This window comes from Cupriavidus phytorum (assembly GCF_003254285.1).
Taxonomy (GTDB): Bacteria; Pseudomonadota; Gammaproteobacteria; order Burkholderiales; family Burkholderiaceae; genus Cupriavidus; species Cupriavidus phytorum.
Genome location: NZ_QKZN01000001.1, coordinates 661,062 through 687,230 on the forward strand (window position 1 = coordinate 661,062; position 26,169 = coordinate 687,230).

Here is a 26,169-nt window from a genome sequence, read left to right on the forward strand (position 1 = left end):
ACGTACGCTATGGCGACAGCGGCAATGCGTGGCAACTCGCTGCGCGGGACCAGGCAATTGGTTCCTGGCTGCCCGACCGGGAAGCGGGTCACTCCGCTATTTTCTAGTCAGCGCAAGACACGACTGGGGTGTCTGCCCACGCGGTCATGAGCGAGGTCGACAGCACGATTGTCGGTAAGCGCGGCTGGCATCGCGTGGAAAGCAAGCCCTCCTTCAGGAGCAACAGGCGCGAGCACTGTTCCGCCCCACACGTCCTCAACCGATTGTCAATGGATCGGACGACAGCCGCTTGCACGGACGCCGCTGCCTTCGTCAGTACGTTGTCATTAGGAAAAGCTCCGGTCGAAGCCAGACCGCTGAGCAATACGATCAATGCGAGTGGACGACAATCGTGATGCATGGGTCCGACTCCGGTTGTCTTGCCATCTACAGGTCCAACACGAGCGTTCCGCCGCAGCCTCGCGACACGCAAGGCGTCATAAAACTCTGCCGTTCGTTCTCGTCAAGGATGAAATCCTGGTGGTCGATCTGGCCAGATAAGTGGCGAACCTTGCATGTCCCGCACAATCCAGAAGCGCAGGACGTTTCTACAGGCGCGCCGGCTTGCTGAAGAACTTCTGCCAGATTTTGGTCCGGCAAGACGGTCAGTTTTCGCCCTGAAGCAGCTAACTCGACGATGTAGCCTTCGTCTGTGCCGGAACTTTCAGCAGGCACTTTCTGTATCGGCGCCTTGAAGTGCTCGCAGTGCACAGCATCCGCAGGCCAGTGGGCAGTCGCCTGCTTGCAGGCTTCCATGAAGCCACCCGGCCCGCAGTAGTAGACGTGGGTGCCGACCTGAGGGGTTTGCAGCAATTGGGCGATATTCAGACCCTTGGCGGGGTCGCCGCCATCGAAATGGCAGTGAACCTTACCTGTCTTCGCCATGCCTTCCAGTTCACTCTGGAACGCCGCGAATTCTGGTCCCTTCGCGCAGTAGTGAAGCTCGTAATTCTTCGATTCGGCCTCGAGTTGGTGCACCATGGATTTGAGCGGGGTCACACCGATTCCACCGGCGAGCAGGATGATCTTCGATGCGTCGTCGGACAGCCGGAAGTTGTTGCGCGGGACGCTGACCCTGACCCGGTTCGGAACACGGAGGGTTTCGTGCATTCCCCGGGATCCGCCGCGCCCCGATTCATCTCGCAGGACAGCGACGACATAGCGATGGCGTTCTTCCGGACTGTTGCACAGCGAGTACTGCCGGATGACGCCTGGGGCGATGTGAACGTCGATGTGGGCGCCGGGCGTGAATGCTGGCAGCTCGTTTCCTTCGGGATCGACGAATTCGTAGGAGTTGATCCCGGCAGCTTCCATGCGAACCTGCCGTAGGACCAGTTCAAGATGAGTCAGCGCTTCGCGCTCATTGGTGGGGGCGTTCATGTAGAACCTCGCGTCTCCAGGTACATCTGCCGGGCGGTTGCGTGCCGCCCGGCAATTCATTGCGGCGTGGGGTCAGCCCTTGAGGCTTTGCTCCAGTTCGTCGAATTTTTCCTTGACGTACGCCGCGCGGGCCTCGCCGGACAGCCTGTCGGCCTCGGTCAGGATGGCGACAGCCTTGCGAGCCAGCAGGCGCCGATTAGCCACTTCCTGCTCCATGGTGTCGGCCTCCGGCAGCTCGAAGACATTGCCCGAGCAGTAGCTATTCGGCGCGCCGTTGACCTCGCGCAGCCATTCCGCGAAACCCTGTGCTGCGGCGGCAGCATTGGTGCCGCGTACGGCGTCGCGCAGCATCTTGCGGAAGGCGAACAAGCCGGCGTCAAACTTGGTCGGGTTCTCCAGCGAGTGCACGGCGATCGGGCGTTGGCTGATGATGGCTTCGTAGTCGCCGGGGGCGTACTGCGCGTTCTTGTAGTTCTCGCGTTCGCGGTGGTTCGACGGAATCGGCGGCATGTCCTCGAGCGTGTACTTGCCGAAGCGTTCAGGGCGGCGCATGGCAACCTGGCCATCGAGGAAGTCAATGCTCTCGTAGCCGACCAGGCGCTTGTCGCCCACGCCGCGCGTGTCGATACCCGGCCCCATTACGCGCCAGCCGATCATCTTGCTGTTCTCGTCGTCGACGGGCACCGTCCAGCGAATGATGTGGAACCGGCTGAACAGTTTCTTCTGCGAGCCGTCTTCCGACGTGTACGCGTGCAGGCTGAGATTGGGTAGCACCTGGTGCTGGATGCGCAAAAACATCTTGTCCTTGTCCACGCGGCGCGCACCGGCGCAGGCCAGGCCACGGCCGCCGTGGACCGGTATGAATTGCATGTCGGGTGCGACTTCCATTGATGCGGCGCCGACCTCATCGAAGGTCGTGCTTTGGAACTTGCCGCCCACTACGTTCTTCGCTGCATGCAGTGCCGTCGGATGGAAGTTGTCGGCTGCGTTGTCCTGCACCTGGAGCCAGTTGCAGTGCTGGAAGTTGCTGTATGCCACCAGTTCGTCGCTAGGCAGCACGGTGAAATCTTGCTCCCATTCCGGGAACGGCGGCTCTTCGTCCGGCGGGCCCATGTAGGCGAACACCAGGCCGTTGCGCTCGATGGCCTTGTATGCGCCTTGGCGGATCGAGCAGGCATACTTCTCGGCTTCCTTCTCCTCACCTGCGGGGAAGGGCACATGCAGGCAGGCACCGTCGACATCGAACACCATGCCGTGGTAGCAGCATTTGATGCCGCGTTCCTGGATCGCGCCATATTCGAGCGACGCGCCGCGGTGACAGCAATGCGCATGCAGCACGCCGACGCGGCCGCTGCCGTCGCGAAATGCGACCAGTTCCTCGTTGAGGATCTTCAAAAAGCGGGGCGTATCGGTCAGTTCCATGGACATGCAGACCGGATGCCAGAAGCGGCGCATGTATTCGCCCATTGGCGTACCCGGCCCCGTCTCGGTCAGTTCCGGATCGTGGTCAGGCACACGGTTCGTGTAGTAGCCGCCGTACGGAATCAGCTTCTTGGGGGTAGCGGCTGCGCTGCTGACACTGCCGGCAGAAGCGCGGGACGGGTCGTTCTTGTCGAAAGGAGTGGTAGTCATCGTGAGTCTCCTATGGGGATATGGCTATCTTTGAAATCTGTCTACTGACTTCGGAACTCTGTATACATAGTTTAGGGTGTCAATTTGGCCTTGTAAGTGGGGGTTTACCTCAGGGATTCGGTGCTTTGTGACTAGTTCTTAGCACGATCCACCAGCGCGGACTGACCAATCCAAGGCATCATCGCTCGCAGCTTTGCGCCGACGATTTCAATGGGATGGGCGGCCGTAAGGCGTCGACGGGATTGCAGCGTGGGGCCGCCAGCTTGGCTTTCCAGGATGAAGGCCTTTGCATACTCGCCCGATTGAATGGCGTGCAGAGTGGCTTTCATTGCAGCACGTGTGTCGTCCGTGACGATGCGAGGCCCGGTCAGGTACTCGCCGAACTCAGCGTTGTTGGAAATGCCGTAGTTCATCGTGCCGATGCCGCCTTCGTAGATTAGGTCGACGATTAGCTTCAACTCGTGAAGGCATTCGAAGTACGCCATCTCGGGGGCATAGCCAGCTTCCACTAGCGTGTCAAAGCCTGCCTTGATGAGCTCCACAGTTCCGCCGCAAAGTACCGCTTGCTCGCCGAAAAGGTCAGTTTCCGTCTCTTCGCGGAAGTCTGTCTCAATCACCCCTGACCGCCCGCATCCAATCGCCGAAGCATAGGCCAACGCAACGTCCCGGGCGCTCCCTGACTTATCTTGAGCCACCGCGATGAGCGCTGGAACCCCGCCGCCGCCGGTGTACGTTGAACGGACAGTATGACCTGGGGCTTTCGGCGCAATCATAATGACATCGAGATCACTGCGCGGTACGACTTGTCCATAGTGGATGTTAAAGCCGTGGGCGAAGGCCAACGTCGCGCCTTGTCGCATCGACGGCTCTACCGCTTCGCGATACACCCGAGCAATCGTCTCGTCAGGGATCAGCAGGATAACCAGGTCAGCGCTAGACGCCGCCTTTTCGACGGTCGCGACTTTCAAGCCTGCAGCTGCCGCCTTACGCCAGGACTCGCCACCCTCGCGCACTCCGACCACCACGTCGACGCCGCTGTCTTTCAGGTTGAGAGCATGTGCATGACCCTGGGACCCATATCCGATCACCGCGACTCGCCGGTCACGTAAAAGAGACGTATTGGCATTTTTGTCATAAAAAACTTTCATTCGAGGCTCCTCTGCCGGTTCGGTACACTCTGAACGCTGAACTCTGTATTCAGAGTTCATATTGTTAGATCGTCCCCCCGCGAAAGTCAAGGTCCTAATTTAAGCCCTAGACAGTCATTGCAATGAGTGGACGAGTGGACCAAAATTATCTGAATACAGAATGCAGAGGCAGCAAGCCATGTCAGCAACCTTTCCGAAAATCCAAGCCCGTCCTGATTACGTAGATGAGGTGTACAAGATGCTTCTTGATGCCATCAGTGATGGCACGTTGGCGCCTGGGACGCGACTCACACAGGAGGAGATCGCTGAACAGATGCAGGTATCGCGTTCGCCGGTGATCCAGGCAATTAGGATCTTGAAGAAGGACGGCTTTGTTCAGGACGCGCCGGGTCGAGGGGTCTTGGTTGCGCCTCTGGACGCCGAATCGATTGGCCACCTCTATGAAATTCGAGGCTCGCTCGATGCGCTGGCCGCCAGACTGGCCGCAAAGCGCCATTTCAAGGTGGACCCCAAGCTCATTTCGGATGGGCGTCGTGCGGCGCAAGGCGAGGATGTGAAGGCGATGATCGACGCGGATATGGCATTCCATCACGCCATCTACAGGGCGACGGGCAATCCGCTGCTTGAGCAGAACGCGCAAACCTACTGGGTTCATCTGCGTCGAGCAATGGGCGCTGTGCTTCAATCTTCGGCTCAACAGCGCAAGTCGATATGGGACGAGCACGAAGCCATTGCTGAGGCCATCGCCTCAGGCGATAGCGCGCGCGCGGCCGAGTTGACCGAACTGCATACTACGCGCGCGAGGGAAAATCTAATTAGCCGTCTGGACGAGTACTTCAGTGATACTCGCCAGACGGCGTAGTGTTTCGCGAGTGTTACTGCTTGTCTTTGCGACCGATATTCACCAGACGCGCGGGAACAGTGAACACAAGCAGTCCGCCGACCACCAAGCTTGCCGCCAAGACCAGGACTCCATTGCCCGTGGTGCCAGTGGTGGTCTGCACCCAGCCGATAAGATATGGGCTAATGACACCGGAAATGCTTCCTACAGAGTTCGCCAGCGCGATGCCGGCCGCAGCGGCTGCGCCACCAAGAATCGCCGGCGGTAGCGTCCAGAACTGGGAAATCGTAGTCATGATGCCCATCGTACCGATAGTCAGTGCCAGCATGGCTACGGCCGTATTGTTGGCATAGGCAACGCTGACGCACAGGCCAAGCGCACCAAGAGCGCCCGGTATGGCCAGGTGCCAGCGGCGTTCACCACGTGTATCCGAGCTTTGACCGACAAGAATCATCGAAGCCGTAGCAGCCGCGTAGGGAATTGCAGACAGCAGGCCAATATCCAGCGGATCTGATACTCCGCTTGCCTTGACGATGGTTGGCAACCAGAAGCTCACGCCATACAGGCCCATCGTGAAGAAGAAGTAAATCGCGCTGAGCAGCAGGATGCGGGGATTGGTCAGTCCATCGCGAACCGAATGCAGGGTGTGTCCCTTGCTTTCCGCGGCCAGATTGGTCTCGATCATTGTCCGTTGGGCCGCACTCAGCCATTTGGCATCCGCGACCTTGTCGTCAAGGTAGAAGTAGGCAATGACTCCGACGAGCACGGTGGGAATGCCTTCCAGCAAGAAGAGCCATTGCCATCCGGCCATGCCGTGCGAGCCGTGCATGGCGCTCATGATCCAGCCAGAAAGCGGGCCGCCGATGACACCGGACATCGGGATGCCGGTCAGAAACAGCGCGGTGACCTTGCTTCGGCGCGATGCCGGAAACCAGTAGGTGAGGTAAAGCAGAATCGCTGGAATGAAGCCCGCTTCGGCCACGCCAAGCAGGAAACGCATGATGTAGAAGCTTGTCGGGCTCTTCACGAACATCATGGCCGCGGAGATGAGACCCCAAGTCACCATAATGCGTGCGATCCAGCGCCGCGCGCCTACGCGCAGCAGAATCAGGTTGCTGGGCACTTCGAACAGAAGGTAACCGACAAAAAAGATGCCCGCCCCAAGTCCGTAAATCGCGTCGCTCAGGCCAAGGTCCTGCATCATCTGCAGCTTGGCGTAACCGACATTGATGCGGTCGAGGTACGCGCACATATAGCAGAGGAACAGAAACGGCAATAGCCGCCACATGACCTTCGAGTAGGTTGCTGATTCAGTAGCGACGTAAGGCGTCACCACGGTCGTCGTGGTTTGCATGGGGTGTCTCCTTTGGGGGCTGCATTTCTCGAAATGGGGGTGGCCGTCGCGTGTGTGCCCAAGCTGTCTGGCGGCCAATGGCCGAAGTCGCTGGATTGCGACCTCGGCGGAGCGAAGCGGAGGATTAGTCGAACATGTCGGGCTGCGTGACGCGCAGGTGATCCCAGATTGGTTGGAAGTGCAGCCAGCCGATATAGTCGCTGCCGACATGCTCACGGCTGTAACGTGCACGGTCCGGCGAAACCAAGTGCGGTGTAATCCCCGTCGCTTCGATCATCAGTTGCTGCTTGCAGCAGCGCTCCAGAGCAATGAACCAGAAGGCGGCCGCCTCGATGCTGTGGCGGCTGGCGGTCAGAAGGCCATGATTCTGGTGAATGGCGGCCTTGACGCCCTTGAACGCATTGGCGACCTTGTGACCGCCTTTCACTTCGACTGCGACCTTTCCGGCTTCATCGCCGATGACCACATGATCTTCGTAGAAGGCGGCCGCGTCTTGCGTAATGGGATCCAGCGGCTTGCCCAGCGAGGCGAATGCAGTGCCGTACTCCGTATGGGCATGGCACATCGCAACGATGTCCTGGTGAGCCTCATGCACGGCGGCATGCAATACGAAGCCCGCGCGGTTGATGGCGTAGTCGCCCTCGACGACGCGGCCTTCGTGGTCTGCGCAAATTAGGCTCGACACGTTGACCTGAGCAAAGTGCACTGCCATCGGGTTCGTCCAGTACAACTCCGGATGCTCCGGGTCCCGTACCGTCAGGTGGCCGGCGAAGCCGTAATCGAACCCCTCGAGAGCGAATGCACGGCATGCTGCCACCAACCGCTCTTTGAGATGCTGCCGCTCCTCCGCGATGGATGAGAACTTGGGCACAGATGGAAAGATGAGGCCCATCTGCTCTGGCTGATAAATGGAGGTGCGCTCCTTGTCGTTGAAGACCCGCGGTTCGCGGTTAAGTACGGCTGCCATGTCAACTCCTTGTTGAGAATGTCGTAGGGACCTGATTGGTGGTTCGCGCTGGGAGCTTCGGGCTCCGTTGCGGCACGTCTTCATAGTCGTCGCCACGAGGTTCGTTGACAAACGATGGATGTTCATGGAAACATGAACTTCATTCATACATTTTCGTCTTTCCCATGCGAAGAATTCCCAACTTTGTGCTGCTGCGTGCATTTGAGGCGGCAGCGCGTTTGGAGAGCTTTACGCTTGCGGCGAAGGAGCTGCACCTGACGCAGTCAGCAATCAGTCATCAAGTTCGGGAGTTGGAGGAGTACTTCAATAGAAAGCTGTTTGACCGGCGAAATCGAAGGGTCGAGTTGACGCCGGTAGGGGAGCGTCTGTTGGAAAGCCTTTCCCGCGTATTCGACGTGATTGAAGCCGCCTGCAACGAGGTAGCACTTGCGCCGCAGTCAGAAGTGCTCGCCGTCTATTGCGCTCCTAGCTTTGCTGTCAAATGGCTTGGACCCCGGCTGCCGAAGTTTATGCAGACACATGGGGACATTACGATTCGACTGTCGTCGGGGGCGGAAGCTATTGATCTAACGCAGGCGCGTGAACTCGATCTGGCGATTACCTATGGCTCTGCACATACCAGGGCTGGGCTGGTTGTTCAGCCATTAGGGCAGGAGCGCATTCTTCCGCTGTGTTCGCCGTCTATCATTGACGCGAAGATGTCGGTGCGTGCCCAGATGGAAACGCTGCCGCTTATTGACTCTCAACTGAGTCGTGTCACATGGCCGGATTGGTTCGGAGCGAACGGCCTGGTTTGTCCGACGCGCCCGAGAGCTTCATTTGACCGGGGCGCACTGGCAATTTCGGCTGCGGTCGATGGCATGGGCATCGCCCTGGAGAGCATCCGGCTAGCTGAGCGCGAACTGTCGAAGGGAGACCTGATTGCACTTGGCGAGGATGAGTTCACGCACATTGCGCGCGAGACCCATTTCCTTTCCTATCGGCAGAATGAAGCCCATCTGCACAAGGTAGCCGCATTCGTTCAGTGGCTTACTGATCAGCTTGACGTGCCCTTTCATGAATAGCGCTTACCTCTCATGTGCACAACCTGCAGATTCAGCTTCAAAGCCCACCGGCACCAGCGTGATACCCAGACCCTAAGTACATCGGCGCGTGGGTGCGTAGTTGTTCGTGATACAGGCTTGGCAGCATCAGCGCCACGTCACAGTGATTGAGTCAGCCCCCGTCCTCGCTCCTCCCCTCCGTCATCTTCAGGATGTCGGAAGGGAGGGCGCATCATTGCTGAATGATCTCCGCTGCCCGTCTATGCGAAGCTCGTATTGGCCAAATGCCGGCGGGCAGCCCCGCGACCAGTCCATTGTTTGAGAATCTGTAATGAAGGAGCAGCGTTCATCAAGAGCTTCGATGCTGCCTTCAGTTGCGCGCCAATAGCTTCCTCGTCCTCGCTTGCCACAGCATCACTCGGCGCAGTCACGAGAAGTGCACCGAGTGGCTGTAGCTCGTTCTGGTGAATCAGGGGCGCGCCAACGGCCATCAATCCGTCGTAATAGTCATCGCGCGCCACGGCATAGCCTTGCATGCGGACCAAATTGAGTTCCTGCATGAGCGCTGCTTGTTCTGTGATCGTTTTCGACGTGTGGGCCTCGTAAGGACCCGGACCGAGTAAACGCTCACGTTCATCCCCGGTCATCCATGCAAGTAGGAGCTTTCCAGAAGCGGATCCGTGCAATGGGCTCTTGAGCCAAGTGTCGTAGTAGGGCGAAAGCGGATTGGTGCCTTGGACGAAGTCCACTATCAGCCGTTCGCTGCCTATGAATAGCACAAGCGCAACCGTTGCCCCCCCTACGGATTTCTGACAGGAATGAAGCGTCGGTGCCGATTCCCGCCGTAGCTGAGTGATGGGGTGAAACAGTGACAGGGGGGATAGCGCTAACGGCCCCGGCAGATAGCGCTTCTGAACTTCTTCGCGCACGGCGTAGCCGTGTTCCACAAGCGTCTGCAGCAGTCGGTGTGCCGTACTCGCGTCCAGGCCCGTTTCAGCGGCAATGTCCGATAACGATACGTACCCATTCGCCTGCCTAAGGACATCAAGAACTTGTAGCCCGCGTGCGAGTGACCCTGTCACGCCTGCACCCTCATTGGCGCGAAGGGCCGGTCGCCCAGGTTTAAGTGTATTTTTTGTCACGTGAGAGGCGGGTGCCGAAAGAATCCGGCACATTTCGAAATAAAAGTTTCATTGTATAGCGGGTCAGTGCATAGGGCTCTGAACAACAGAGATCCGTAGCGAGCCGGTATTTGGAATGTTAGGTCTCCGCCCCGTGGGGAGAAACCGACCGGCCTCTCTTGTGAAGCCCTGCCGAGTGCGCGCGGATACGCATGAGCCTGTGCTTCATGGTGTAACCGCTGTTGGCGGACTAGGACTGGCACGGCTGAGAGGCCGGGTACACTGAGTAGAAACCCCTATGAGAAAAAATGAAATGAAGGTTGCGGTATACGAAATCGAATCCTACTATTGCTGCAACCAGTATTGATTTCTCGCTCGGGCATGCGACGTCATAAACGTCGGAGCAACGAGAACAGCCCTGCATTGCAGGTCACCCTGTCCTCCTTTAGCCAAGGGGGCGAGCGCGGGCCGATGAGGCCCTTAAAGGTAAGGCCCCCCGGTAGGTTGTCCAGATCAGGCTGCTAAATCGATGAGCGATGCCGTCTATTCGGTCGATCGTGGAGAAGGCGGTGCGGTCATGGTCCACTCGAGAGTCCTGCTCATCCATACGGAGACCGCGGGGGACACGAAGCTCTTTGCTGCCGGCCGTTACGACGATGAACTAGATGGCGACGTGCTGCGCATCATCGAACGAGTGACTTATCCCGAAATACAAGAACCGGGGCCGGCTGTGTGTACCGATCTGAGCCGCGCACTTTGACACAGCAACATTTTGACGCTTGCGGATAGCGCAACAGAAAACTACGCCATGAAAACACCATCACGAAGAATGCCCGTTGCCATCTTGGGTTCGGGAAATATCGGCACCGACCTGATGTACAAGCTCCAACGAAACCCTATGTTTGACCTGCGCCTGGTGGCCGGCATCGATCCCGCCTCGGAAGGTTTGGCGCGAGCGCGAGAACTGGGCTATGGGACCTCTACCGACGGAGTAGAGGCGATTCTCGAAGAAGGTGGCATTGGAATCGTTTTCGAAGCAACCTCGGCCCGTGCGCACAGGCAAAACGCGCCCCGCTTCAAGGAGGCAGGGATCTTCGCAATTGATCTCACACCTGCGAAGGTTGGCCCCAGTGTCGTTCCGTGCGTGAACATGGACGACGGGTTTGACGCAAAAAATGTGAACCTAATCTCCTGCGCGGCGCAGGCGACAATTCCGATTGTGCACGGTGTGAGCCGTGTTTCGAAGGTGAAGTACGCCGAAATCGTTGCAACCGTTTCCAGCAGAAGCGTCGGCCCGGGCACTAGAGAGAACATCGAGGAGTTCACGCTTACCTCGCAAAAGGCTCTGATGGAGGTCGGTGGCGCTGGGCGCGGCAAGGCAATGGTAGTGATCAATCCGGCCGATCCACCTCTCATCATGCGCAACACCATTTATACGATTGTGGATCGCGATGTCGATGAGCAGCGAGTAAAGGACTCTGTACTGGAAATGGTGAAGCAGGTCCAGAGCTATGTTCCCGGATACCGTCTCACCGTTGAGCCGTTCTTGCGCGACGATCATTTCATGATTGGAGTCGAGGTTGAAGGAGCCGGAGACTTCCTGCCGCCCTATGCAGGAAACCTGGACATCATCAACGCGGCTGCAGTGGCCGTTGCGGATCGCTATTGCGCGACTCAATTCTAGGAGGCATTCATGGCAAAAATTACTTTCGTGGACGTAACCTTGCGCGACGGAAATCATACATATCGTCACCAGTTCACTCCCGAAATTGTGCATGCGACAGCAGCCGCGCTGGACACCGCGGGGGTCGACATCATTGAAGTCGGCCATGGTGACGGCCTCGGCGGAAGTTGCCTCCATGTAGGGCGGGGGCCGTCGACTGACCGCCAACTACTCGAAGCTGCGTGCAGCGCCGTGAAGCGGGCAAAGGTCGGCATTCTCCTTTTGCCCGGTTTTGGGCTCTTTGCTGATTTAGAAATGGCGGCAGAGGTCGGAGTGAGCGTGGCTCGCATTGCAACGCACTGCACCGAGGCCGATGTGACTGAGCAGCATCTGCGTCGGGCCAAAGATCTGGGCATGTTCACCGTCGGCTACTTGATTTCGGCCGGCATGGCCAGCCCGGAACAGTTGGCGGAACAAGCCCAAAAACTGGAGTCGTACGGTGCAGACTATGTGAACCTAGCCGAATCGCAGGGCCATCTGGTTCCTGGCGAAGTGGCAGCGCGCATTCGCGCGGTACGCCAAGCTGTGAAAATTCCGATCGGATTCCACCCCCACAATAACCTCGGCTTGGCCATTGGCAACATCCTTGCCGCAGTGGACGAAGGCGCTACGTTCATAGACGGGAGTCTCAAGGGCTTCGGTGGTGGCGCGGGCAATGCGCAGACTGAAGTCGCAATCGCGGCGCTCAAGCGCGCCGGTCACGAAGTAGAGGCCGACCTGTTCGGCATCATGGACGCAGCCGACATTTTCGCCCAGCAAGTGGCTCCGCAACCCATGCCCGTCATCGATAACGACTCCCTACTCATGGGATATGCGAATGTGTATGGCGGATACATCCATCCCGTTAGGCATGCTGCGGAAACGTACCGTTGTGACCCGCGGGCACTAGTGTTGCGCCTTGGCGAGCGCAAGGTGGTTGCTGCCCAGGAAGACGTCGTAATCGAAGAGGCGCAGAAATTGTCGTGTACTTCTACCAACTAGATCCGCCGAGAGCGGCAGTCTGGTTGAATGACGCATAGCAAAGTGCACGAAATGGTGTCGCCCGCTCGGCAACACCTCTTTGCCTGGCAATGGCTGACTTTTGGGGTCAGCAAGTAGATGGCCCTGCGTTTTCCATATACTCATAGAAGCCATGCCGCCGTCCGCACCTCAGATGCCGTACTTCCGTTGGCCAGCATGGAAATCCTGCATCGCTTCGGTCCATGGGCGGGGTCTTTCTGCAGTTTCACGAAAGTGAAACAACCGGCCGTCACGCTACTTTCCCTCAACAGCCGATCTAGTGCCGCGCCTGCGTGGCCTCATGGCGCGACTTCCTCGCTGTGCAGATACGGATGATGCGAGCTTGCTGGGGCAGCGCGCCGGCGGCGGGTGAGACGAGGGGTTCCCGAGTAGCGCGCGGGTACCGAGTCACGAGCATACTGGCTGTATGAGGGGTGCGGTGACTTGCTATGGTCGGACGTCGCGCGAAAATGGCGGGCGGTGACGCGGTCGACATCCTCACGTATCGATATCCTCGTCTGTCGTCCTCGCAAAAATGCAGATACGAATCTGCTTATTCCGGTTGAAGATGCATACCTTCGTAGGAGCTGGAATAACCTTCTATCCTCAATCGGGAATCTCCACTCGTTTTGAGTAAGCATATCGTCCCTTTAGGGTTGCTAGGCATAGCCGAAGACCCTCCAAGTACGCTTGTATCGGTTTCTTCCATCAGTCAGATTTGACTGATTCCGACAGTCTTGTCGAGTCACGCGCTATCTTCATCCGCGTGCCAGTCGTCTCAACTCTTCCCCCACAGAGACTGGTCTTCCCCCCGTTGCTGCCGTAATCTAGCCGACCAACGAGGCGGTCACCGCCGAAGCCTTTCAATGGAAAGGGCAGCCCTCCCGTGGGGCGCCTTGGGGTCGGCCGACGTGTGACATGAAAGTATATGTGCGTGCGAGTGCTATGAATTGGACCGATCTGCTATATCGAACGTTGTGACGTCAAAAGAATTAAGCTTTCCTCATTCTGGACCAGGACGGACGCAATACATAGGGGAAGAGTGGCCGAGCGGCAGTGCGCACTGCGTTTGCGATGGTGCGCTTCCATTGTTTGTGGGAAATCACCATCACCTCGCCGCTCAGTCAGTGCCGGATTAGCGCGGACTCATGCAGCTGAGCCTCTTGCTGGAATGGTCCATCAGTTCTTTGCGCCGACACCGAGGAAGCCATTGCTGCGATCTGGCAGAAGCCCAACCGCATAGAGCGTGGTCGTCGAGCCACTCACCACGGGAACGGCGACCCCGGACACCGTCGCACTGCCAAGTGCACACGATCCTCCATTGAACTTGACGGAGATACTGAAGACGTTCTTGCCAAGACCCAGGGGTAAGGGTGCCGGAGTAAGTGCACGCAGCCTGTCCGCTGACAGTCGAGCTTCCGCTGATGGTACCGTTGCTGTTGAGGGTAAGGCTAACGGGCGAGCTGCCGCTACCCGTCGCTGCTGACCCGTTGTATGACCCAGCAACCTTAATGAGGGACGCGGCCGTCTCGTAGCTCGCGTCATAGGTCGAGGTGAAGGTAATGCCTTGTCCGGCCTCAGTCAGAGTGCCGTCCAGCTTTTGCTTTGCGGCGTAAGCTGCCGAAACGGTCGCTGGTGTGCGGGTGTTACTAGGCAGATTAAAGTCATAAGCGTCCCACGAAGCGAACGAGCCGTTGTTGGATGTACCCTAGCCATGAACGACGCCATAAATGGTGTTGTTCTTACCATAAAGCACATAGTGATCGCCTGGTTTCCAGGACCAGGCCTGCCGTTTGATATCCCGTGCTGGTAGTGCCCGTGTACAACCTTCGGCGGTCGAGGGGGCCATTGGGACGGAAGTGTTCGCTTGAGGGGTGCCGTTACCCGTGTCCTATTCGTGCTATGCGAGGCGGTGTAGGCTCATTGGGTCAGAACGCACGTAGGAGGATTTCTGTCGATGATGCCCCATAAGCGTTCGGCTGGTTTGGTGGTCGTACGTTGCGTTGCCAACGAGTGGCGCTGCCTTGTCCTACGCGCTTATCGGAACTGGGACCTTCCGAAAGGCTTGCCGGAGCCCGAGGAAGGCGCACTACAGGCGGCACTGCGCGAGACCATAGAGGAGACAGGGTTATCTGATCTCGAGTTTCGTTGGGGTGAAGACTATCGGGAAACTGAAGCCTATGGTCGCGGTAAGATCGCGCGCTTCTATCTTGCCTTTTCGCCAAGCGGCGACGTGAGTTTGCCGGTTAGCGCAGAGCTCGGTCGGCCTGAGCACCATGAGTTTCGATGGGTAAGCTTTGCAGAGGCCAGCAAGCTCCTGCCCACCAGATTCGCATCGATTCTTGAGTGGGCGGAGATGGCTGTCGGTATCCAAAGCTAGGTGCAAGCGCGGAAGGTTGCTTCCTAGCAAAGCTAAGCGAAAGAGTAGGTATATTCGAACTTCGGCGAAAGGTGTTTGGGAGCGCACTATGGTCCACCCCCATGGGCTCAAGGTGACGTACATCGATGACGACATCGGAGTCCAGTTTGACTATCTGATCGGCGGACACAATCAAACCTTCGTGGTAAGCCGCGAAGCGTTGGAGGACCATTTCGGTCTGGAGCTTTCGGATCTTTCCGTTAGCGAGCGCGATGCTGCGCTCCTTGAGGCTTTCCGTCAGGGATGGGAGCGCATCAGGACTGTTGCGGCGCGCAATCGGGCTGTACCGAGTTCCGGCCGCATAGTTCTGAAATCCAGCGACTTTTAGAAGGCAGCTTGGAACTCTGGTGACAAGTCACTTGAAATTTCATATACATTTGAGACGCACTTTGCATTATGCTGTAACCCTATAGTCTGAAAAGGGGATACACCGAATGGCAACTTACAAAGAACTTATGGCACAGAAGCAGGCCCTCGAGGCTCATCTGGAAGAAGCGCGTGCCAATGAAGTCGCGGGTGTTATCGAGCAAATTCAGAATTTGATGGCTGAGTATGGTCTGACGGTCGATGACATCACCAAGCGTCGTCGTGGCCGTCCCGCTGGCAGCGGTGCAAGCAAGCCGAAGTCGGAACTTCCGCCGAAATATCGGGATCCCAAGACCGGTAAGACTTGGTCCGGCCGCGGTCGCGCCCCGTCGTGGCTGGGAAAAAATCCAAAGCGATTCCTCATCGCCGAGGAGTAAGTTCAGCGCTCAGGGATGTTGGAATAGGATTACAGGAGCGCCGCCGCCGCAAAATGATCCGATCGCGTCAAGGGCCCCGCCGGAGCCGGCTTGGTCGGCTTCCTCCTACTGCCTGAAACCTCAATCCTAAACGTTGTCGACAGGGATGCATCGGTACCAGACGCACAGAGAATTGTGCTCGGGTATCAATTCGGGGCATTCTGCTGCAATGCAGCGAGTGAAACGGCTTCGAGGTCTATCGCGTTCTGGGCGCGCCGCCTAGTGCATCCCTGACCAACCGCGGCGCCTCAGGATGGGTCTTACCGCGCGCGACGGCCGTTTTAGCTGGCAGAAGCGAGCCGATGTGCCGCTTGTAGCCGCTCAAATGGCAGGACGGATTGGCCCTTTCACTGCAAGCGTATCTGCAACTCTGAAATGCTCGACAGATTGGCCTGCGTTGACGGCGCGCTGCAACCAGTCTGGAATGTTGCCCTTGCCATCCCAGGTATGGCCGTGAGCATCTCTGTAGCAGACTTGGGTAGTCTGCATCGCCTGAGCGACAGAAAAGCATCCCGCAGCCTCCAAAGCCTCAGGAGTAATTCCGTGACGGGCCATCTGTGACTTCACCCACAGAATAGCGTTAGCGCGTTCGCGCAAGTCGAGCGCATCGGAGCGATCCGTATTCCTGAAAAGCAACGGAGGAGAAACTCCTTGTGGATGATGCATCATGACTTCGCTGTTCAATGGCGCGTGCAACGAATATACATCATCTTCGAGTCGCGCAGCAGTGGGAGTAGCCGGCGGCGGGACCTCGTGCATCTGTCTCTCATACTACCTGGCGCGGAGATAGTTTCGTCTGCGAGCTGGTGCGCGTCAAGGAGCAGGTAGCTCGGATAGTCGGTTCCAAGAAGCACGCTTGCTCCGGCCGGGAACGGCTCAATGAGGCAATTGCCCGCGGGCAGCAGCTTCCGCAGTTTTGGCTGTGGCTGCGTTTTCCGCCGGGCCATTTCAAGATGGGGTGGATGGGGGCACGAACGTGCTCGCCTTTCGTGGGTTTGAGCATGCGTTTGCACCCTCGGTATAGCTCATTCGGGCCAGCATATTTCCGTCGAACGCTCCAACGGTGATCGGTTCACTGAATTCCGTGGATGGGAAAACTCGCTCCAATAACGGCCTGATTCCGCGTAGCCGGGTTGATGGCTTTTCCGCATGGACTCGTCCTAGACTTTTCGCTATGCTGGGCAGATTCCGGCACTAATGCCGGTGTTTTTCCGAGAGGAGCCAAATGGCAACGAAGAAGACGGCCGCCACGAAACCTGCGGCAAAGAAACCGGCAGCGCCGGCGAAGAAGGCCGCACCCGCAGCGAAGAGGGCTGCTGCAGCGCCTGTAGCCAAGCCGCTGAAGGACACCTTTAACAAATCGAGCCTGCTAGCGCACCTGGTCGCCCAAACCGAGCTGGACAAGAAGGCTGTAAAAACTGTCCTGGACCATCTTGAGAACACCATCGTCAGCGCTGTCCACAAGAAGGGCGCTGGGGAGTTTACGCTGCCGGGGCTGTTCAAGGTTTCGGCGATTCAGGTTCCGGCCACGAAGAAGCGCTTTGGCAAGAACCCTTTCACGGGCCAAGAGCAGTGGTTTGCAGCTAAGCCGGCATCCGTGAAGGTTAAGGTTCGCCCGCTGAAGAAGCTGAAGGACGCCGCACTCTAAGATGTACGGCATTTGGTAGCAGAAGAAGGGGAAGCTGCCGCTCCCTTTCTTGTCTTACCGGTTCGCTAGCTGCCCTCGCGCAGTCGAATCAAGGTCCTCGTGCCTCCGGGAAGCTTCTCTTCAGCGACGTCGAACAATCCGGATTTGAGGACTAGCGCCTTAAGGCTCTCCTCGCCGTACCGCGCTTTGCGGCGAGCAAGCGAATCCGGTTCCAAGCGATTTACAACGTTCTCCGCGTGAGCCAGGTCGGTCCACCCATCTGGACGCTTCAGAGCTACTGTGACTTTGTTGAGCAATTCAACCAGTCTGCTGCTCTGGAGATGGATGAGTTCAATGGCGGCCGAGCCATCGTCGGACGACCAGAAGTTCGTAGCTGACTGTAGTGTCTCAGCCATCGAGCCATGCATCGATTTGAGGCGATGATGCATGGCAAGAATCCTCTCGCGCTGTCGGTCCAGATGAGCGCTAGCCTCGGTCAGCGACGAAACAGAGCCAGGATGCCAGCGTGGCAGGAAGTGGTGCGCGAGTTCATTGCGGTCAGCGGTTAGCGCATCCAGCTCGGCCGCCAGTGCTTCCCTGTCCGGCGGCTCAAGGTCGAACCGGAATGCCGTGCTGAACCAAGGTTGGGATGGATCAACTGGTTCGCGATTTTGTGAATGCTCTTCCGGGCTCGCAAGAAGTTCGCTCCGAAATCTTCTTTGCAGTCCGCCCATCGAAGTCGTCGTTAGCGCTGCATTTCGCGCCTCAAGTCGAGTCGCGGCATCCGCGGGTGTTCCCTCGATCCTCGCGAGTCCGAGTATGGCCTTTAGAAGGTGTTCCACCTGCTGATTGAGCAGCAGGTTCCGGCCCGTCTTCAGGAGAACCTCGTCCTTGAGAGACTGTAGTTCGTCGTCCATTTGCTATTCTCGTCTGGTTCGAGTGGCGCGGGGCTACTGCAGCGGCTTGACCACTACAGTTACTCGAAGGGCTACGTCCCGATGAGTACAGGTTCTCGGAGCCTAAGCCTACGTCTCTCGACGCCTACGCAACTCGTTTCCACTGCGTTTCCACGATTCCTTTGCTTCTCGGCGGTTGCAGCCAGGCGGGGCGGCTGCATAGACTGGGAGGAAATTCAGATGACCGATTGCTCTCAGGCGGCTTGCGGCCTTGGCCCCCATTGCCGCTACAAGGCACGGTGCGAAGAGATCCAACTGGGCTCGCAGGTATCGTTCCCCACATGCACGAGAGGCTTTGCTCGGGACCGTCCCCCCTTCCTTTTTCGCGGAGCATAGGACGGAGTCGGTCATCCAGGTCTTCCGCATTTGTTCATCAAACGTGAGGTTAGGCCAGCATGAATCCAGAATCGCGCGGACGTTTCGATGGAAGAGGTCTTTGCAGGTTCGGAAGACTTGCATGGCATAGTCGTACGCTGTCTCAAGTCCGAGATGAACCTCTCCGGCGTGGGGGTCGCCGGGTTCGGCAAACACCAGCACAAGCTCCACTTCATCGATAGACCCGAGCGCGCCAGCAAAACCTCTCGGAACATGACCGGATCCCGGGAGCCAGCGCATTTCCGAACATGCGCCTTCAAATTCAGGGCAGGGCGCGTAAGCTGGCGCTAGAATCGTGTCGAGCGCAATGTTTCTAGGCATAAATCCTTGCTTGATAATCAGGCAATTTCTCACGTTTAGAGCCGAGCGCTACTATCTGCGGAAGATGCCTACAGTGCCTGCACCACGCGCTGGTTTCCTTCGCCTCTCGGATTTATGTACCCTGGCGCGAGGGGGGCGCTGTCCGCTCCATACAGCGCTAGCGGGTCGGCCAGCCAAAGGGCGTATTGAGGCCCGCGGAGACTGTGGTCTGGGGAGCAATCTACATTCCATCGTCGCAGCATGTACCCTGCATTTGCTGCCCGCACCTTGATCTTCAGCAATCCATCCGGCATGTCGTAGTCCATCTGTACGACTTCCGGTCTCGGATGCTCGGGGTGTGGAACCAATTCGAGTTCGATGAGCCGACTCCATTGGTCATCGCGCTCTACGGTTTCTTCCTGCAGCACCGAACTATCCTCTAGCACGGTCGGGTCTTTCATTCGTGTCACCACGAAATCGCGGAATTCGCGATGCTTTCGGTCGAACGCTCGCACGTGCCAACGGATGCCGTTATCGACCAGTGCCAAAGGGACAATTTCCCGTTCGGATATGCCGCTATTGATGGAGGTGTAGCACAGCCGCACCGCTTTCCCGCGATTGATGGCGCGTGTAATCGGTGCCAAGACTGACATCTTTGGGAGGCTCAATGCGTGCGGGAACTCGCATCGAACCATCGGCTGCAACTGGTCACCGATGCCTTCACCAAAACCTTGTGATAGTGCCGTCAGGACGCGTTGTGGTTGATGCTCGAACAGCGGAGTGAACTCTGCTGTCGGGTGGTAGGCCTTTGTGGCTGGGTCAAGTTCCAGGTTTTCAGGGGCAATCTCTCTGTACTGAGCGATGTCTCGTGTTGCACCCGCAGGCCCCGTCTCGAACCGCTCGACCACGTCGGCGCGTCTCAACTCGCCGAGGAAGTACAGCTTGAAGTCGATGTGGGATAGCCGTTCCCGCTGAACCCGAGGGAGCTTCTCCAGGTCAGCCCGGCGGCGGTCAGCTAGTTTTTCAGTCATTCAGACATCATAGCCGATTGGGTTATACATTGGAATCATAAGTTTCATGTGACATCATCAAAATGACGATGTATGATGCTCCAATCGACCAAATGAGCGAATCATGGCAAGGAACAATCCGCCCGGCGACGGGCACCGAATTGGTGCGGTGAGGCAGCGCAGCCAGACGGTGACACCATCCCGCCACTACGTGAAACGGGGTGCCGAGACCGGACGCTTTCTTGACGTGAAAACCTCGGACAAGACGCCGTTCAAGGGCGTCCGTCTCTAGAAAATGTAGGGGGCAGACATGCTTGAACGGTGCCTCGAGTACTTCCTGACCGAACCTCGCAGGCTCGTGAATCTGGGTAGCGCGCTGCTGCAGGCAGGTGGGCTCCTGCTTGTGGCCGGGCTTTTGGGCTTCCTGGTGACGACCGCGGGTTCAGTCGTCACCGGTATGGCGACCAGAACCAGGCCAGTCGTAGAACTCGCCGAAGTGCTGCCGGGCCTGCCAACGTGGTGGGTTCCCGAATCGCTTGCCGGTTATGGCTTTGCAGTGTGCTGCGGGCTTATTGGTCTGTGGGCGATTCAAGCGGGTCGCACGTATCAGCGCCTGCTGGGGCATTGATTCCGAGGCTGGCATAGAGGAGACGCTGATTTGCATCAGAAGCACGAGTATTCGATGATCGGGCACAGCCGGGCCGCCATTGGACGGTGGCTTGGCGTCTTTGCTGGCGTGGTCGCCGGTGCGGTCACGAGCATTGCGGGGTCCGTCCTAGTGGCGCGGTTCATGGGATGGGCGGGGCTTCTTGAACATCCCATTTCCATACCGCTGACTGCCACCACGTTCTACGTGCTGGGGCATTTTTTCTTCGACCGCTGGATATGGAAGATGTCGTGGGTGCATAAGGTGCTCGGCATCCCGGACCTCAATGGCACATGGCAATGCTCGGGAAGGACGCTTGACCCGGCTACGAGCGAGCCAACCTATGACTGGTCTGCAAAGGTCGTCATTACCCAGACTTGGGAAAAGATCAAGGTTCATCTGGAAACGGATAACTCGCGCTCGCACAGCGTCGCCGCTTCGATTGTGAAAAGCGATGGCATCGGGTTCATCCTCATGTACAGCTATCGGAATGAGCCGAAGCCCGGTGACAAAGAATTGATGGGGCACATCGGATACTGCGAACTCCATGTAGACGAATCGCAGTGCAGCGCGGAAGGGTCGTACTTCAATAACCAGGGCCGCCTCACATACGGCAGCATGAAACTGACAAAGGAAGCAGCGTGAGCAAGAAAGACTACAAATCTCGCAACTCTAAACTCCGCGAGCGCCGTCAGGGCAGTTCTACCTACACCTTTGATTCGGCGACAGGGGCAGCACCGATTTTCGAGTCATATGAGAAGCGCGCGCGGTCGGAGAGCTTGAGGTATGCATTGGGAGCGATGCAGGAAGTTGACCAGCTCTACACCCAGGTGAGCATCAAGACCGGAGAGCGGGTGAAGAATCAACTCGTTACGGGTTTGGAGCGACGAGGGGAAGCTGCTGATATTCGCTTCCAGGGGTCGCTGCCTCTCAATATTCATATTCGGCGCTACAGTGATGTCGACCTACTTGTGCTGCCCGGATCGTTCCTGATCTATGACTGTATCGGGCCGCTTGCCACGACGTATCGTCCGAGTCCGCTGGACCGGGTAGACGTCGTGAAAAAGCTTCGGAGCGACTGCTACGATGTTCTGTCGAATGCGTTTCGCGAGGTGGACGTCGACAACTCCGGCGCGAAGTGCATCGCCATGTCTGGAGGTTCGTTGGCCAGGAAAGTCGATGTCGTTCCAGCCCTGTGGTATGACACCATTGAATATCAGCGCACGCGGGCTGTCGAGGACCGACGCGTTGAGGTTTTGGACCTGCCAAGGGGAACCTTGGATGGCAACTACCCCTTTAAGTACATGGCCAGAGTCGACAAAAAGGACCATGACACGATGGGAGGGGTGAAGAAAGCCATTCGTTTGCTTAAGACGCTGAAGTACGATGCGGAGACGCCGGTCGACTTGTCGAGCTTCGACATCGCGTCAATCGTATGGAACATGCCTGACGTTTCGCTGCGCTATCCCGTGTATCTCGAGACCGCGATCATCGTTGGCGCGCTGAACTTCCTGTCGTTGTTGGTCGCTGACCGTGTGTATGCGGAGTCGTTGTTTGTTGCCGATGGCACGCGGAAGATTATCCGCTCCAACAAGGATTTTGAAGGGCTGAAAGCACTTCGGGATGAACTCGTCGATTTGACGGAATCGATCGCAAGTGAGCTCAAGCCGTACGACTATGACGCTGTTCAGAATTCGAAGCGAATTCTCCTGGAAAGCCAGATTCACTAGGAATCAGCCCTGCCCATAATGTCGAGTACACATCACCGAATGTTCAACTCCCCGTTGGTTGCGGACCGCAAGGATTTCGTGGCTCCAGGGACTTACTGTGCCCGGCCCGATGCCAATGGGCGCCGTCATGGTTTTCCGACGGATACCGCGTATATTTTGGTGGGTGAAGCAGGGAAAGAGTATCCATATGGGCCGAGCTGCGTTCACCAGCTCGGCTATCCCGTCGATCTCCATGGTATCCCCGACTTCACGGCGCGCGACGGCGAAGCTCTGTCGCATGGCGGACATGCTGGCGGCGCCGGAGCTGGCCATGGCAGTGACGGCGGTGTGGATGCTGCGGTAAAAGACCTTGCGATCGCCAAACGCTATCTGCTTCTGCGTATGGAAAAAGTCGCGAACATCCCTGGCATTGATAGCGGTGTACGGTACGAGCCGCTCGAGGAGATCTACCGGCAGTACCGGCAGACTCGCCAGCTTGACCCAGATAACGTGGCGCGCATCATTGCGATTGACCGCAGCGAGAAAACGCCGGACCGCTTCCGCACAAACAACCTCCTCGACGTGTACACGGCGGACGTGCAACTGACTCGGCAGATAGACCGTGCTTCGCCAGAATCTAGAAAAGAATTTCTGACGAGCCTTCGCAACTGGCTTCGTTCGCGTTTGAAGCTGTCGCCCCCGCAAATTGAAAAGGCCGGGTTGAAGCTCCATCGATCCGCGTTCGTCGGATAGGGCGGACCGCCAGGTGCCAAATCGCACAGAGCGACGGCCGCGAAGGGGGGGGCGAAATGGTAAGTCAGGATGAAGTCGACGAGCTAAAGGCGAAGACGCTTTGTTATCGTTGTGTCGGCGAAAAATACCTTCGTGCTGAAATGCAGCGCGATGGCAGACGTAAGCGTTGCTCATACTGCAGTCGGCTCGCCAAGGGCTATGCCATTGGGCAAATGGCAGAACGAATTGAAGAGGTGTTCGGGGTTCACTACGCCCGCACCTTGGATCAACCGAATTCTTGGCAACAAACCATGCTGTCTGATCGTGAGTCAGACTACGAATGGGAACGTGATGGCGAGCCTGTCGTTGAGGCCATAATGAACTCTGCTGGCATGCCGGAAGACGCAGCCCAGGACGTTCAGACGATCCTTGATGCGGAATATGGTGACTTTGATTCCGCTATGATAGGGGAGGAAACAGAGTTTTGCGGCAATAGCTACTACGAGCAGAAGGGGACATCTGACCGCGCTTGGCAGGAAGAGTGGAGCGCCTTCGAACGTTCTTTGAAGACCGAAGCTCGGTTCTTTAGCCGAACGGCGGCTGCCCACCTCACGTCAGTCTTCAAGGGTATCGAGGGAATGTTCGCGACTGACGGCACGCCTCTAGTAATCGATGCCGGACCGGGAACCTCGTTAAGCGCCATTTATCGGGCGCGTGTGTTCCAGTCCGATGACCGACTCGTGGCAGCACTCTGCCGACCTGATCAGCAGTTGGGCTCTCCTCCGGCGAGCCTGGCTACCGCGGGCCGGATGAATGCGCGTGGGATCTCCGTTTTCTATGGCGCCAACGAACCGCGAGTCGCCGTCGCCGAAGTGCGGCCGCCGGTCGGTAGTCGGGTCGCTGTCGCCCGCTTCGAGATCATCCGGTACCTTCGACTCTTAGATCTCACCGCGCTTGGTGCGGTGAGCGAAGGTGGCAGCGTGTTTGATCCAGGCCTTGCAGCGCGAATGGAACGTGCGATGTTTTTGCGATCGCTCAGCCAGCACATCACGCGGCCAGTTATGCCGGGCGATGAGGGCTTCGATTATTTGTCAACGCAGGCGATTGCCGACTTCCTAGCGACCGAATGTGAACCTCCAGTCGACGGGATCGTTTTTCCATCAGCCCAAGCTGCGGGAACAGTGCTCAATGTTGTGCTCTTCCACAAAGCGGCGCGGGTCGAGGCAATCGAACTTCCGGGAGGAACTGAGATCAAGGCGACGACGGGCCAGATGTACGAGGAAGGATGGGAGCTTGAATACGTCGTAATCGAGGAGGTTCCTGCGGAGCCGGCGCAGACAGATTCGCCAGCGGGCGACGGAGGATGGCCCGACCCCGCGTCGCTCGCCGAGCCATCCATGCCACGCGATCCAGATTTCCGGGAACCAACGCTGCGCATCGATATGGAATCGATAAAGATTCATGTTGTGCGACGGGTCGAATTCGAGACGGACGAGCATGATGTTCGTCGGTACCGTTGGGTAAAGCAGGATCTCGACTTCTAGCTGAGTATGACTGGCCACAGACAAGGTGATGGCTTGCTGTGTTGAGCGGTTGCTACGGAGAGGCCTTACAAGCGTGCTCACATTCAAGACCGCTGCGACACCTTAGCCTCAGGGCTTGTGACTGTCGTAATATCAATCGAGCGCCTGGATGGCGCTCATTTTTCGTAATGAACGCCAAGCGCATAGGCACCGATTTGCTGAGGCGCCGATGCTAAGATGCCGCGACTCAATTCCTTGTGGCACATCATGGAGTATCTCGACCTCTCGTACGACGTGCAATTCGCCAGCCGGCCATCGCTCCCTTGGCTGCCCTGGGTGGGCAAGGACTTCGCTCACTCTGCAGTCAAGACCATGGTGCTCGGTGAGAGTGTCTATGAGTGGAACCCTGCGAAGGGGAGTGCAGGGAAGTTGTTCGCAGAACCATCGGGCTTGCGCGTCCTGCATCGGAGTTGCTCTATGGATTTCAAGCGTGAATCGAAGTACGTCCGCAACATCGAGCGAGCCATCCTTCAAGCAACCAGACCGAAGCCGGAGCAGAAGAGCCGCTTTTGGACCTCCGTCGTCTATCACGACCTCGTGCTAGACCTATTGGCCAGCAGAAGACACAGGCCGAAGCCGGAACAGTTCAATGATGGCTGGCGTGAGGTCTTTGACCTGTGGGGAATTCTCGGCATCGAACAATGCCTGGTGTACGGAGTTCAATCCGCCGATGAACTGAAAGTCGCGTGCGAAGCGCGGGGCCTGCCATGCACCGTGAAGAAGCTGAAGACCAAAGTTGGCCAGTGTGCTCCGCGGTATGGAACCGTGACAGTTAACGGGAGGGAGGTTCGATTGCTGTTTGTGCGGCATCCGAGCCGGTGTTTTAGCTGGAGGAAGTGGGGCCCCATCATCAGGGGGCAGCTATCGGTTGATTTCTTGGCAACCGGGCCGGCGCTCGCTGTATCTGCGTCATCGGCGTAATGCAGCGCCGCCCGAATACCTGCCTTCAGCGGAGTAACGTCTTCAGCGGGGCGAGGTAGTTTTGGAACTTTGCGCTTTCGCGAGCTAGATCGCGTGGACGTCCGCGATTTCCTGGGCTGCATGGCGAACTCGTTCGGTTGTGCCACTACCCTGGTAGTCGCGGGAGGGCATAGTCGGAGACGAACTGTCAAAGTGCTCAATGGTTAACTGTCCCTGGGCTGTTATTTCTGCTGCTACCTCTGTAGTCGCGATCCTGAATCGCCGCAAGAGCCAATCCCGGATCAGCGGTGATATGGGTGTCATTTGTGCTGTTCGTTCCGTTTCCCTTGTCCCAAGGTGGAGTTCGTTGACGTCATCACATCACAGCACAACACAATGGTCCGATTCGTCATCCAACCTGAGTGTCCCGGAGAGGCGTGAAGGCGTACGTGGCTGACCGCTCCGAGACATTTCAGGCATTTTTTTGACGCACAGGCATCTGCCAACATGTGGGAAGGGCCAAGCAGATCACCTCCATTTCCGAGTTGGACGGATAGTGACGCAGCAATGTTTCGGCTTGAAGCGCGATGTTCCGAGAAATGCTGTCGTCCCCGACGTGGGCAAGCCGCTCAAGGAAATCACGCGTCCCAAGTACTGCGGCTGCGCGCTCAGTGGGTGTCGTCATCGTTTTCCTCCAGCACATCATCGGTATTTATCTGGCTTTACCTCCACGTTGCTCAAAGTTGGTCGTGGCTCTGCTATGGACAGGAAAATGGCAAAGCGAATTGAAGAGTATTCGAAGTTCGCTACGCCCGCACCTCGGTTCAACCGAAATGTTGCGTCAGACTGTCCAACTTGTGGAGCGAGCGAATAGGCAGATGCA

The 26,169-nt window shown here is 57.6% G+C and carries 26 protein-coding genes; 16 read left to right on the forward strand and 10 right to left on the reverse strand.

From position 1 onward, the window contains the following. Positions 1-426: 426 nt before the first annotated feature. The 3 genes from C7416_RS02800 to ilvC form a co-directional block, all read right to left on the reverse strand. Positions 427-1,419 (reverse strand): PDR/VanB family oxidoreductase, encoded by a 993-nt coding sequence (locus C7416_RS02800; protein WP_111517009.1) that lies wholly within the window; start codon positions 1,417-1,419, stop codon positions 427-429. A gap of 72 nt (positions 1,420-1,491) precedes the next feature. Continuing rightward, on the reverse strand, positions 1,492-3,051 hold the full coding sequence (locus tag C7416_RS02805) for a Rieske 2Fe-2S domain-containing protein (protein WP_111517010.1): 1,560 nt from the start codon (positions 3,049-3,051) through the stop codon (positions 1,492-1,494). 131 nt (positions 3,052-3,182) lie between these two features. Continuing rightward, entirely contained in the window at positions 3,183-4,199 is a 1,017-nt protein-coding gene (gene ilvC, locus C7416_RS02810) for a ketol-acid reductoisomerase (protein WP_111517011.1), read from the reverse strand. Between the two features lie 178 nt (positions 4,200-4,377). Here ilvC and C7416_RS02815 point away from each other — a divergent pair, with 178 nt between their 5' ends. After that, positions 4,378-5,061 (forward strand): GntR family transcriptional regulator, encoded by a 684-nt coding sequence (locus tag C7416_RS02815; RefSeq protein WP_111517480.1) that lies wholly within the window; start codon positions 4,378-4,380, stop codon positions 5,059-5,061. A 13-nt stretch (positions 5,062-5,074) separates the two neighbouring features. Here the strand turns inward: C7416_RS02815 and C7416_RS02820 are convergent, their stop codons facing one another. Both C7416_RS02820 and C7416_RS02825 read right to left on the reverse strand, forming a co-directional pair. After that, positions 5,075-6,394, reverse strand: coding sequence for an MFS transporter (locus C7416_RS02820; protein WP_111517012.1), 1,320 nt, complete (start codon positions 6,392-6,394; stop codon positions 5,075-5,077). Between the two features lie 124 nt (positions 6,395-6,518). Then, complete coding sequence (locus tag C7416_RS02825) at positions 6,519-7,361, reverse strand: class II aldolase/adducin family protein (RefSeq protein ID WP_111517013.1); 843 nt, start codon at positions 7,359-7,361, stop codon at positions 6,519-6,521. Positions 7,362-7,525: 164 nt separating this feature from the next. Between C7416_RS02825 and C7416_RS02830 the strand changes: the two genes are divergently transcribed. Continuing rightward, on the forward strand, positions 7,526-8,425 hold the full coding sequence (locus C7416_RS02830) for a LysR substrate-binding domain-containing protein (protein WP_111517014.1): 900 nt from the start codon (positions 7,526-7,528) through the stop codon (positions 8,423-8,425). Between the two features lie 239 nt (positions 8,426-8,664). Here the strand turns inward: C7416_RS02830 and C7416_RS02835 are convergent, their stop codons facing one another. Further along, a complete protein-coding gene (locus tag C7416_RS02835) occupies positions 8,665-9,579 on the reverse strand; it encodes an IclR family transcriptional regulator (protein ID WP_111517015.1) in 915 nt (304 codons plus the stop codon). 475 nt (positions 9,580-10,054) lie between these two features. Between C7416_RS02835 and C7416_RS02840 the strand changes: the two genes are divergently transcribed. The 6 genes from C7416_RS02840 (at position 10,055) to C7416_RS02865 (ending at position 15,409) form a co-directional block, all read left to right on the forward strand. Further along, entirely contained in the window at positions 10,055-10,285 is a 231-nt protein-coding gene (locus C7416_RS02840; protein ID WP_146604240.1) for a hypothetical protein, read from the forward strand. Positions 10,286-10,333: 48 nt separating this feature from the next. Next, positions 10,334-11,209, forward strand: coding sequence for an acetaldehyde dehydrogenase (acetylating) (locus tag C7416_RS02845; RefSeq protein WP_111517017.1), 876 nt, complete (start codon positions 10,334-10,336; stop codon positions 11,207-11,209). A gap of 9 nt (positions 11,210-11,218) precedes the next feature. Then, positions 11,219-12,229 (forward strand): 4-hydroxy-2-oxovalerate aldolase, encoded by a 1,011-nt coding sequence (gene dmpG, locus C7416_RS02850; protein WP_111517018.1) that lies wholly within the window; start codon positions 11,219-11,221, stop codon positions 12,227-12,229. Between the two features lie 1,975 nt (positions 12,230-14,204). Continuing rightward, on the forward strand, positions 14,205-14,627 hold the full coding sequence (locus C7416_RS02855) for an NUDIX domain-containing protein (RefSeq protein ID WP_111517019.1): 423 nt from the start codon (positions 14,205-14,207) through the stop codon (positions 14,625-14,627). Positions 14,628-14,715: 88 nt separating this feature from the next. Further along, positions 14,716-14,994 (forward strand): DUF1488 family protein, encoded by a 279-nt coding sequence (locus tag C7416_RS02860; protein WP_111517020.1) that lies wholly within the window; start codon positions 14,716-14,718, stop codon positions 14,992-14,994. A 106-nt stretch (positions 14,995-15,100) separates the two neighbouring features. Beyond that, positions 15,101-15,409 (forward strand): H-NS histone family protein, encoded by a 309-nt coding sequence (locus C7416_RS02865; RefSeq protein WP_111517021.1) that lies wholly within the window; start codon positions 15,101-15,103, stop codon positions 15,407-15,409. Positions 15,410-15,769: 360 nt separating this feature from the next. Here the strand turns inward: C7416_RS02865 and C7416_RS02870 are convergent, their stop codons facing one another. Further along, positions 15,770-16,003, reverse strand: coding sequence for an H-NS family nucleoid-associated regulatory protein (locus C7416_RS02870; protein WP_240988341.1), 234 nt, complete (start codon positions 16,001-16,003; stop codon positions 15,770-15,772). Between the two features lie 670 nt (positions 16,004-16,673). Here C7416_RS02870 and C7416_RS02880 point away from each other — a divergent pair. After that, entirely contained in the window at positions 16,674-17,096 is a 423-nt protein-coding gene (locus C7416_RS02880) for an HU family DNA-binding protein (RefSeq protein WP_111517022.1), read from the forward strand. 65 nt (positions 17,097-17,161) lie between these two features. Here C7416_RS02880 and C7416_RS02885 read toward each other — a convergent pair whose 3' ends face one another. Continuing rightward, positions 17,162-17,992, reverse strand: a complete 831-nt coding sequence (locus tag C7416_RS02885; RefSeq protein ID WP_111517023.1) for an LOTUS domain-containing protein — start codon at positions 17,990-17,992, stop codon at positions 17,162-17,164. 803 nt (positions 17,993-18,795) lie between these two features. After that, complete coding sequence (locus C7416_RS02895; protein ID WP_111517024.1) at positions 18,796-19,737, reverse strand: WYL domain-containing protein; 942 nt, start codon at positions 19,735-19,737, stop codon at positions 18,796-18,798. A gap of 103 nt (positions 19,738-19,840) precedes the next feature. On the opposite strand from C7416_RS02895, the gene C7416_RS29065 reads away from it, so the two are divergent. From C7416_RS29065 to C7416_RS02930, 7 genes are all read left to right on the forward strand, one after another. Then, a complete protein-coding gene (locus C7416_RS29065; protein ID WP_181461136.1) occupies positions 19,841-20,008 on the forward strand; it encodes a hypothetical protein in 168 nt (55 codons plus the stop codon). Between the two features lie 18 nt (positions 20,009-20,026). Beyond that, on the forward strand, positions 20,027-20,344 hold the full coding sequence (locus C7416_RS02900; RefSeq protein WP_111517025.1) for a hypothetical protein: 318 nt from the start codon (positions 20,027-20,029) through the stop codon (positions 20,342-20,344). A 30-nt stretch (positions 20,345-20,374) separates the two neighbouring features. Continuing rightward, entirely contained in the window at positions 20,375-21,007 is a 633-nt protein-coding gene (locus C7416_RS02905) for a Cap15 family cyclic dinucleotide receptor domain-containing protein (RefSeq protein WP_111517026.1), read from the forward strand. Next, positions 21,004-22,092 (forward strand): nucleotidyltransferase-like protein, encoded by a 1,089-nt coding sequence (locus C7416_RS02910; RefSeq protein ID WP_116328178.1) that lies wholly within the window; start codon positions 21,004-21,006, stop codon positions 22,090-22,092. The genes C7416_RS02905 and C7416_RS02910 overlap by 4 nt, the downstream gene beginning before the upstream one ends. A gap of 39 nt (positions 22,093-22,131) precedes the next feature. Then, on the forward strand, positions 22,132-22,824 hold the full coding sequence (locus C7416_RS28820) for a hypothetical protein (RefSeq protein WP_146604241.1): 693 nt from the start codon (positions 22,132-22,134) through the stop codon (positions 22,822-22,824). 56 nt (positions 22,825-22,880) lie between these two features. Continuing rightward, positions 22,881-24,347 (forward strand): RES family NAD+ phosphorylase, encoded by a 1,467-nt coding sequence (locus C7416_RS02925; protein WP_146604242.1) that lies wholly within the window; start codon positions 22,881-22,883, stop codon positions 24,345-24,347. A gap of 456 nt (positions 24,348-24,803) precedes the next feature. After that, positions 24,804-25,307 (forward strand): hypothetical protein, encoded by a 504-nt coding sequence (locus C7416_RS02930; protein WP_258400848.1) that lies wholly within the window; start codon positions 24,804-24,806, stop codon positions 25,305-25,307. 451 nt (positions 25,308-25,758) lie between these two features. Here the strand turns inward: C7416_RS02930 and C7416_RS29385 are convergent, their stop codons facing one another. Next, positions 25,759-25,992, reverse strand: coding sequence for a BPSL0761 family protein (locus C7416_RS29385; RefSeq protein WP_404851315.1), 234 nt, complete (start codon positions 25,990-25,992; stop codon positions 25,759-25,761). Between the last annotated feature and the right edge of the window lie 177 nt (positions 25,993-26,169).

Excerpts from the sequence above, each read along its gene's own strand:
- C7416_RS02800 (WP_111517009.1), bottom strand. The coding sequence starts at position 1,419 with ATGAACGCCCCCACCAATGAGCGCGAAGCGCTGACTCATCTTGAACTG.
- C7416_RS02805 (WP_111517010.1), bottom strand. The coding sequence starts at position 3,051 with ATGACTACCACTCCTTTCGACAAGAACGACCCGTCCCGCGCTTCTGCC.
- ilvC (WP_111517011.1), bottom strand. The coding sequence starts at position 4,199 with ATGAAAGTTTTTTATGACAAAAATGCCAATACGTCTCTTTTACGTGAC.
- C7416_RS02815 (WP_111517480.1), top strand. The coding sequence starts at position 4,378 with ATGTCAGCAACCTTTCCGAAAATCCAAGCCCGTCCTGATTACGTAGAT.
- C7416_RS02820 (WP_111517012.1), bottom strand. The coding sequence starts at position 6,394 with ATGCAAACCACGACGACCGTGGTGACGCCTTACGTCGCTACTGAATCA.
- C7416_RS02825 (WP_111517013.1), bottom strand. The coding sequence starts at position 7,361 with ATGGCAGCCGTACTTAACCGCGAACCGCGGGTCTTCAACGACAAGGAG.
- C7416_RS02830 (WP_111517014.1), top strand. The coding sequence starts at position 7,526 with ATGCGAAGAATTCCCAACTTTGTGCTGCTGCGTGCATTTGAGGCGGCA.
- C7416_RS02835 (WP_111517015.1), bottom strand. The coding sequence starts at position 9,579 with ATGTGCCGGATTCTTTCGGCACCCGCCTCTCACGTGACAAAAAATACA.
- C7416_RS02840 (WP_146604240.1), top strand. The coding sequence starts at position 10,055 with ATGAGCGATGCCGTCTATTCGGTCGATCGTGGAGAAGGCGGTGCGGTC.
- C7416_RS02845 (WP_111517017.1), top strand. The coding sequence starts at position 10,334 with ATGAAAACACCATCACGAAGAATGCCCGTTGCCATCTTGGGTTCGGGA.
- dmpG (WP_111517018.1), top strand. The coding sequence starts at position 11,219 with ATGGCAAAAATTACTTTCGTGGACGTAACCTTGCGCGACGGAAATCAT.
- C7416_RS02855 (WP_111517019.1), top strand. The coding sequence starts at position 14,205 with ATGATGCCCCATAAGCGTTCGGCTGGTTTGGTGGTCGTACGTTGCGTT.
- C7416_RS02860 (WP_111517020.1), top strand. The coding sequence starts at position 14,716 with ATGGTCCACCCCCATGGGCTCAAGGTGACGTACATCGATGACGACATC.
- C7416_RS02865 (WP_111517021.1), top strand. The coding sequence starts at position 15,101 with ATGGCAACTTACAAAGAACTTATGGCACAGAAGCAGGCCCTCGAGGCT.
- C7416_RS02870 (WP_240988341.1), bottom strand. The coding sequence starts at position 16,003 with ATGGCCCGTCACGGAATTACTCCTGAGGCTTTGGAGGCTGCGGGATGC.
- C7416_RS02880 (WP_111517022.1), top strand. The coding sequence starts at position 16,674 with ATGGCAACGAAGAAGACGGCCGCCACGAAACCTGCGGCAAAGAAACCG.
- C7416_RS02885 (WP_111517023.1), bottom strand. The coding sequence starts at position 17,992 with ATGGACGACGAACTACAGTCTCTCAAGGACGAGGTTCTCCTGAAGACG.
- C7416_RS02895 (WP_111517024.1), bottom strand. The coding sequence starts at position 19,737 with ATGACTGAAAAACTAGCTGACCGCCGCCGGGCTGACCTGGAGAAGCTC.
- C7416_RS29065 (WP_181461136.1), top strand. The coding sequence starts at position 19,841 with ATGGCAAGGAACAATCCGCCCGGCGACGGGCACCGAATTGGTGCGGTG.
- C7416_RS02900 (WP_111517025.1), top strand. The coding sequence starts at position 20,027 with ATGCTTGAACGGTGCCTCGAGTACTTCCTGACCGAACCTCGCAGGCTC.
- C7416_RS28820 (WP_146604241.1), top strand. The coding sequence starts at position 22,132 with ATGTTCAACTCCCCGTTGGTTGCGGACCGCAAGGATTTCGTGGCTCCA.
- C7416_RS02925 (WP_146604242.1), top strand. The coding sequence starts at position 22,881 with ATGGTAAGTCAGGATGAAGTCGACGAGCTAAAGGCGAAGACGCTTTGT.
- C7416_RS02930 (WP_258400848.1), top strand. The coding sequence starts at position 24,804 with ATGGATTTCAAGCGTGAATCGAAGTACGTCCGCAACATCGAGCGAGCC.
- C7416_RS29385 (WP_404851315.1), bottom strand. The coding sequence starts at position 25,992 with ATGATGTGCTGGAGGAAAACGATGACGACACCCACTGAGCGCGCAGCC.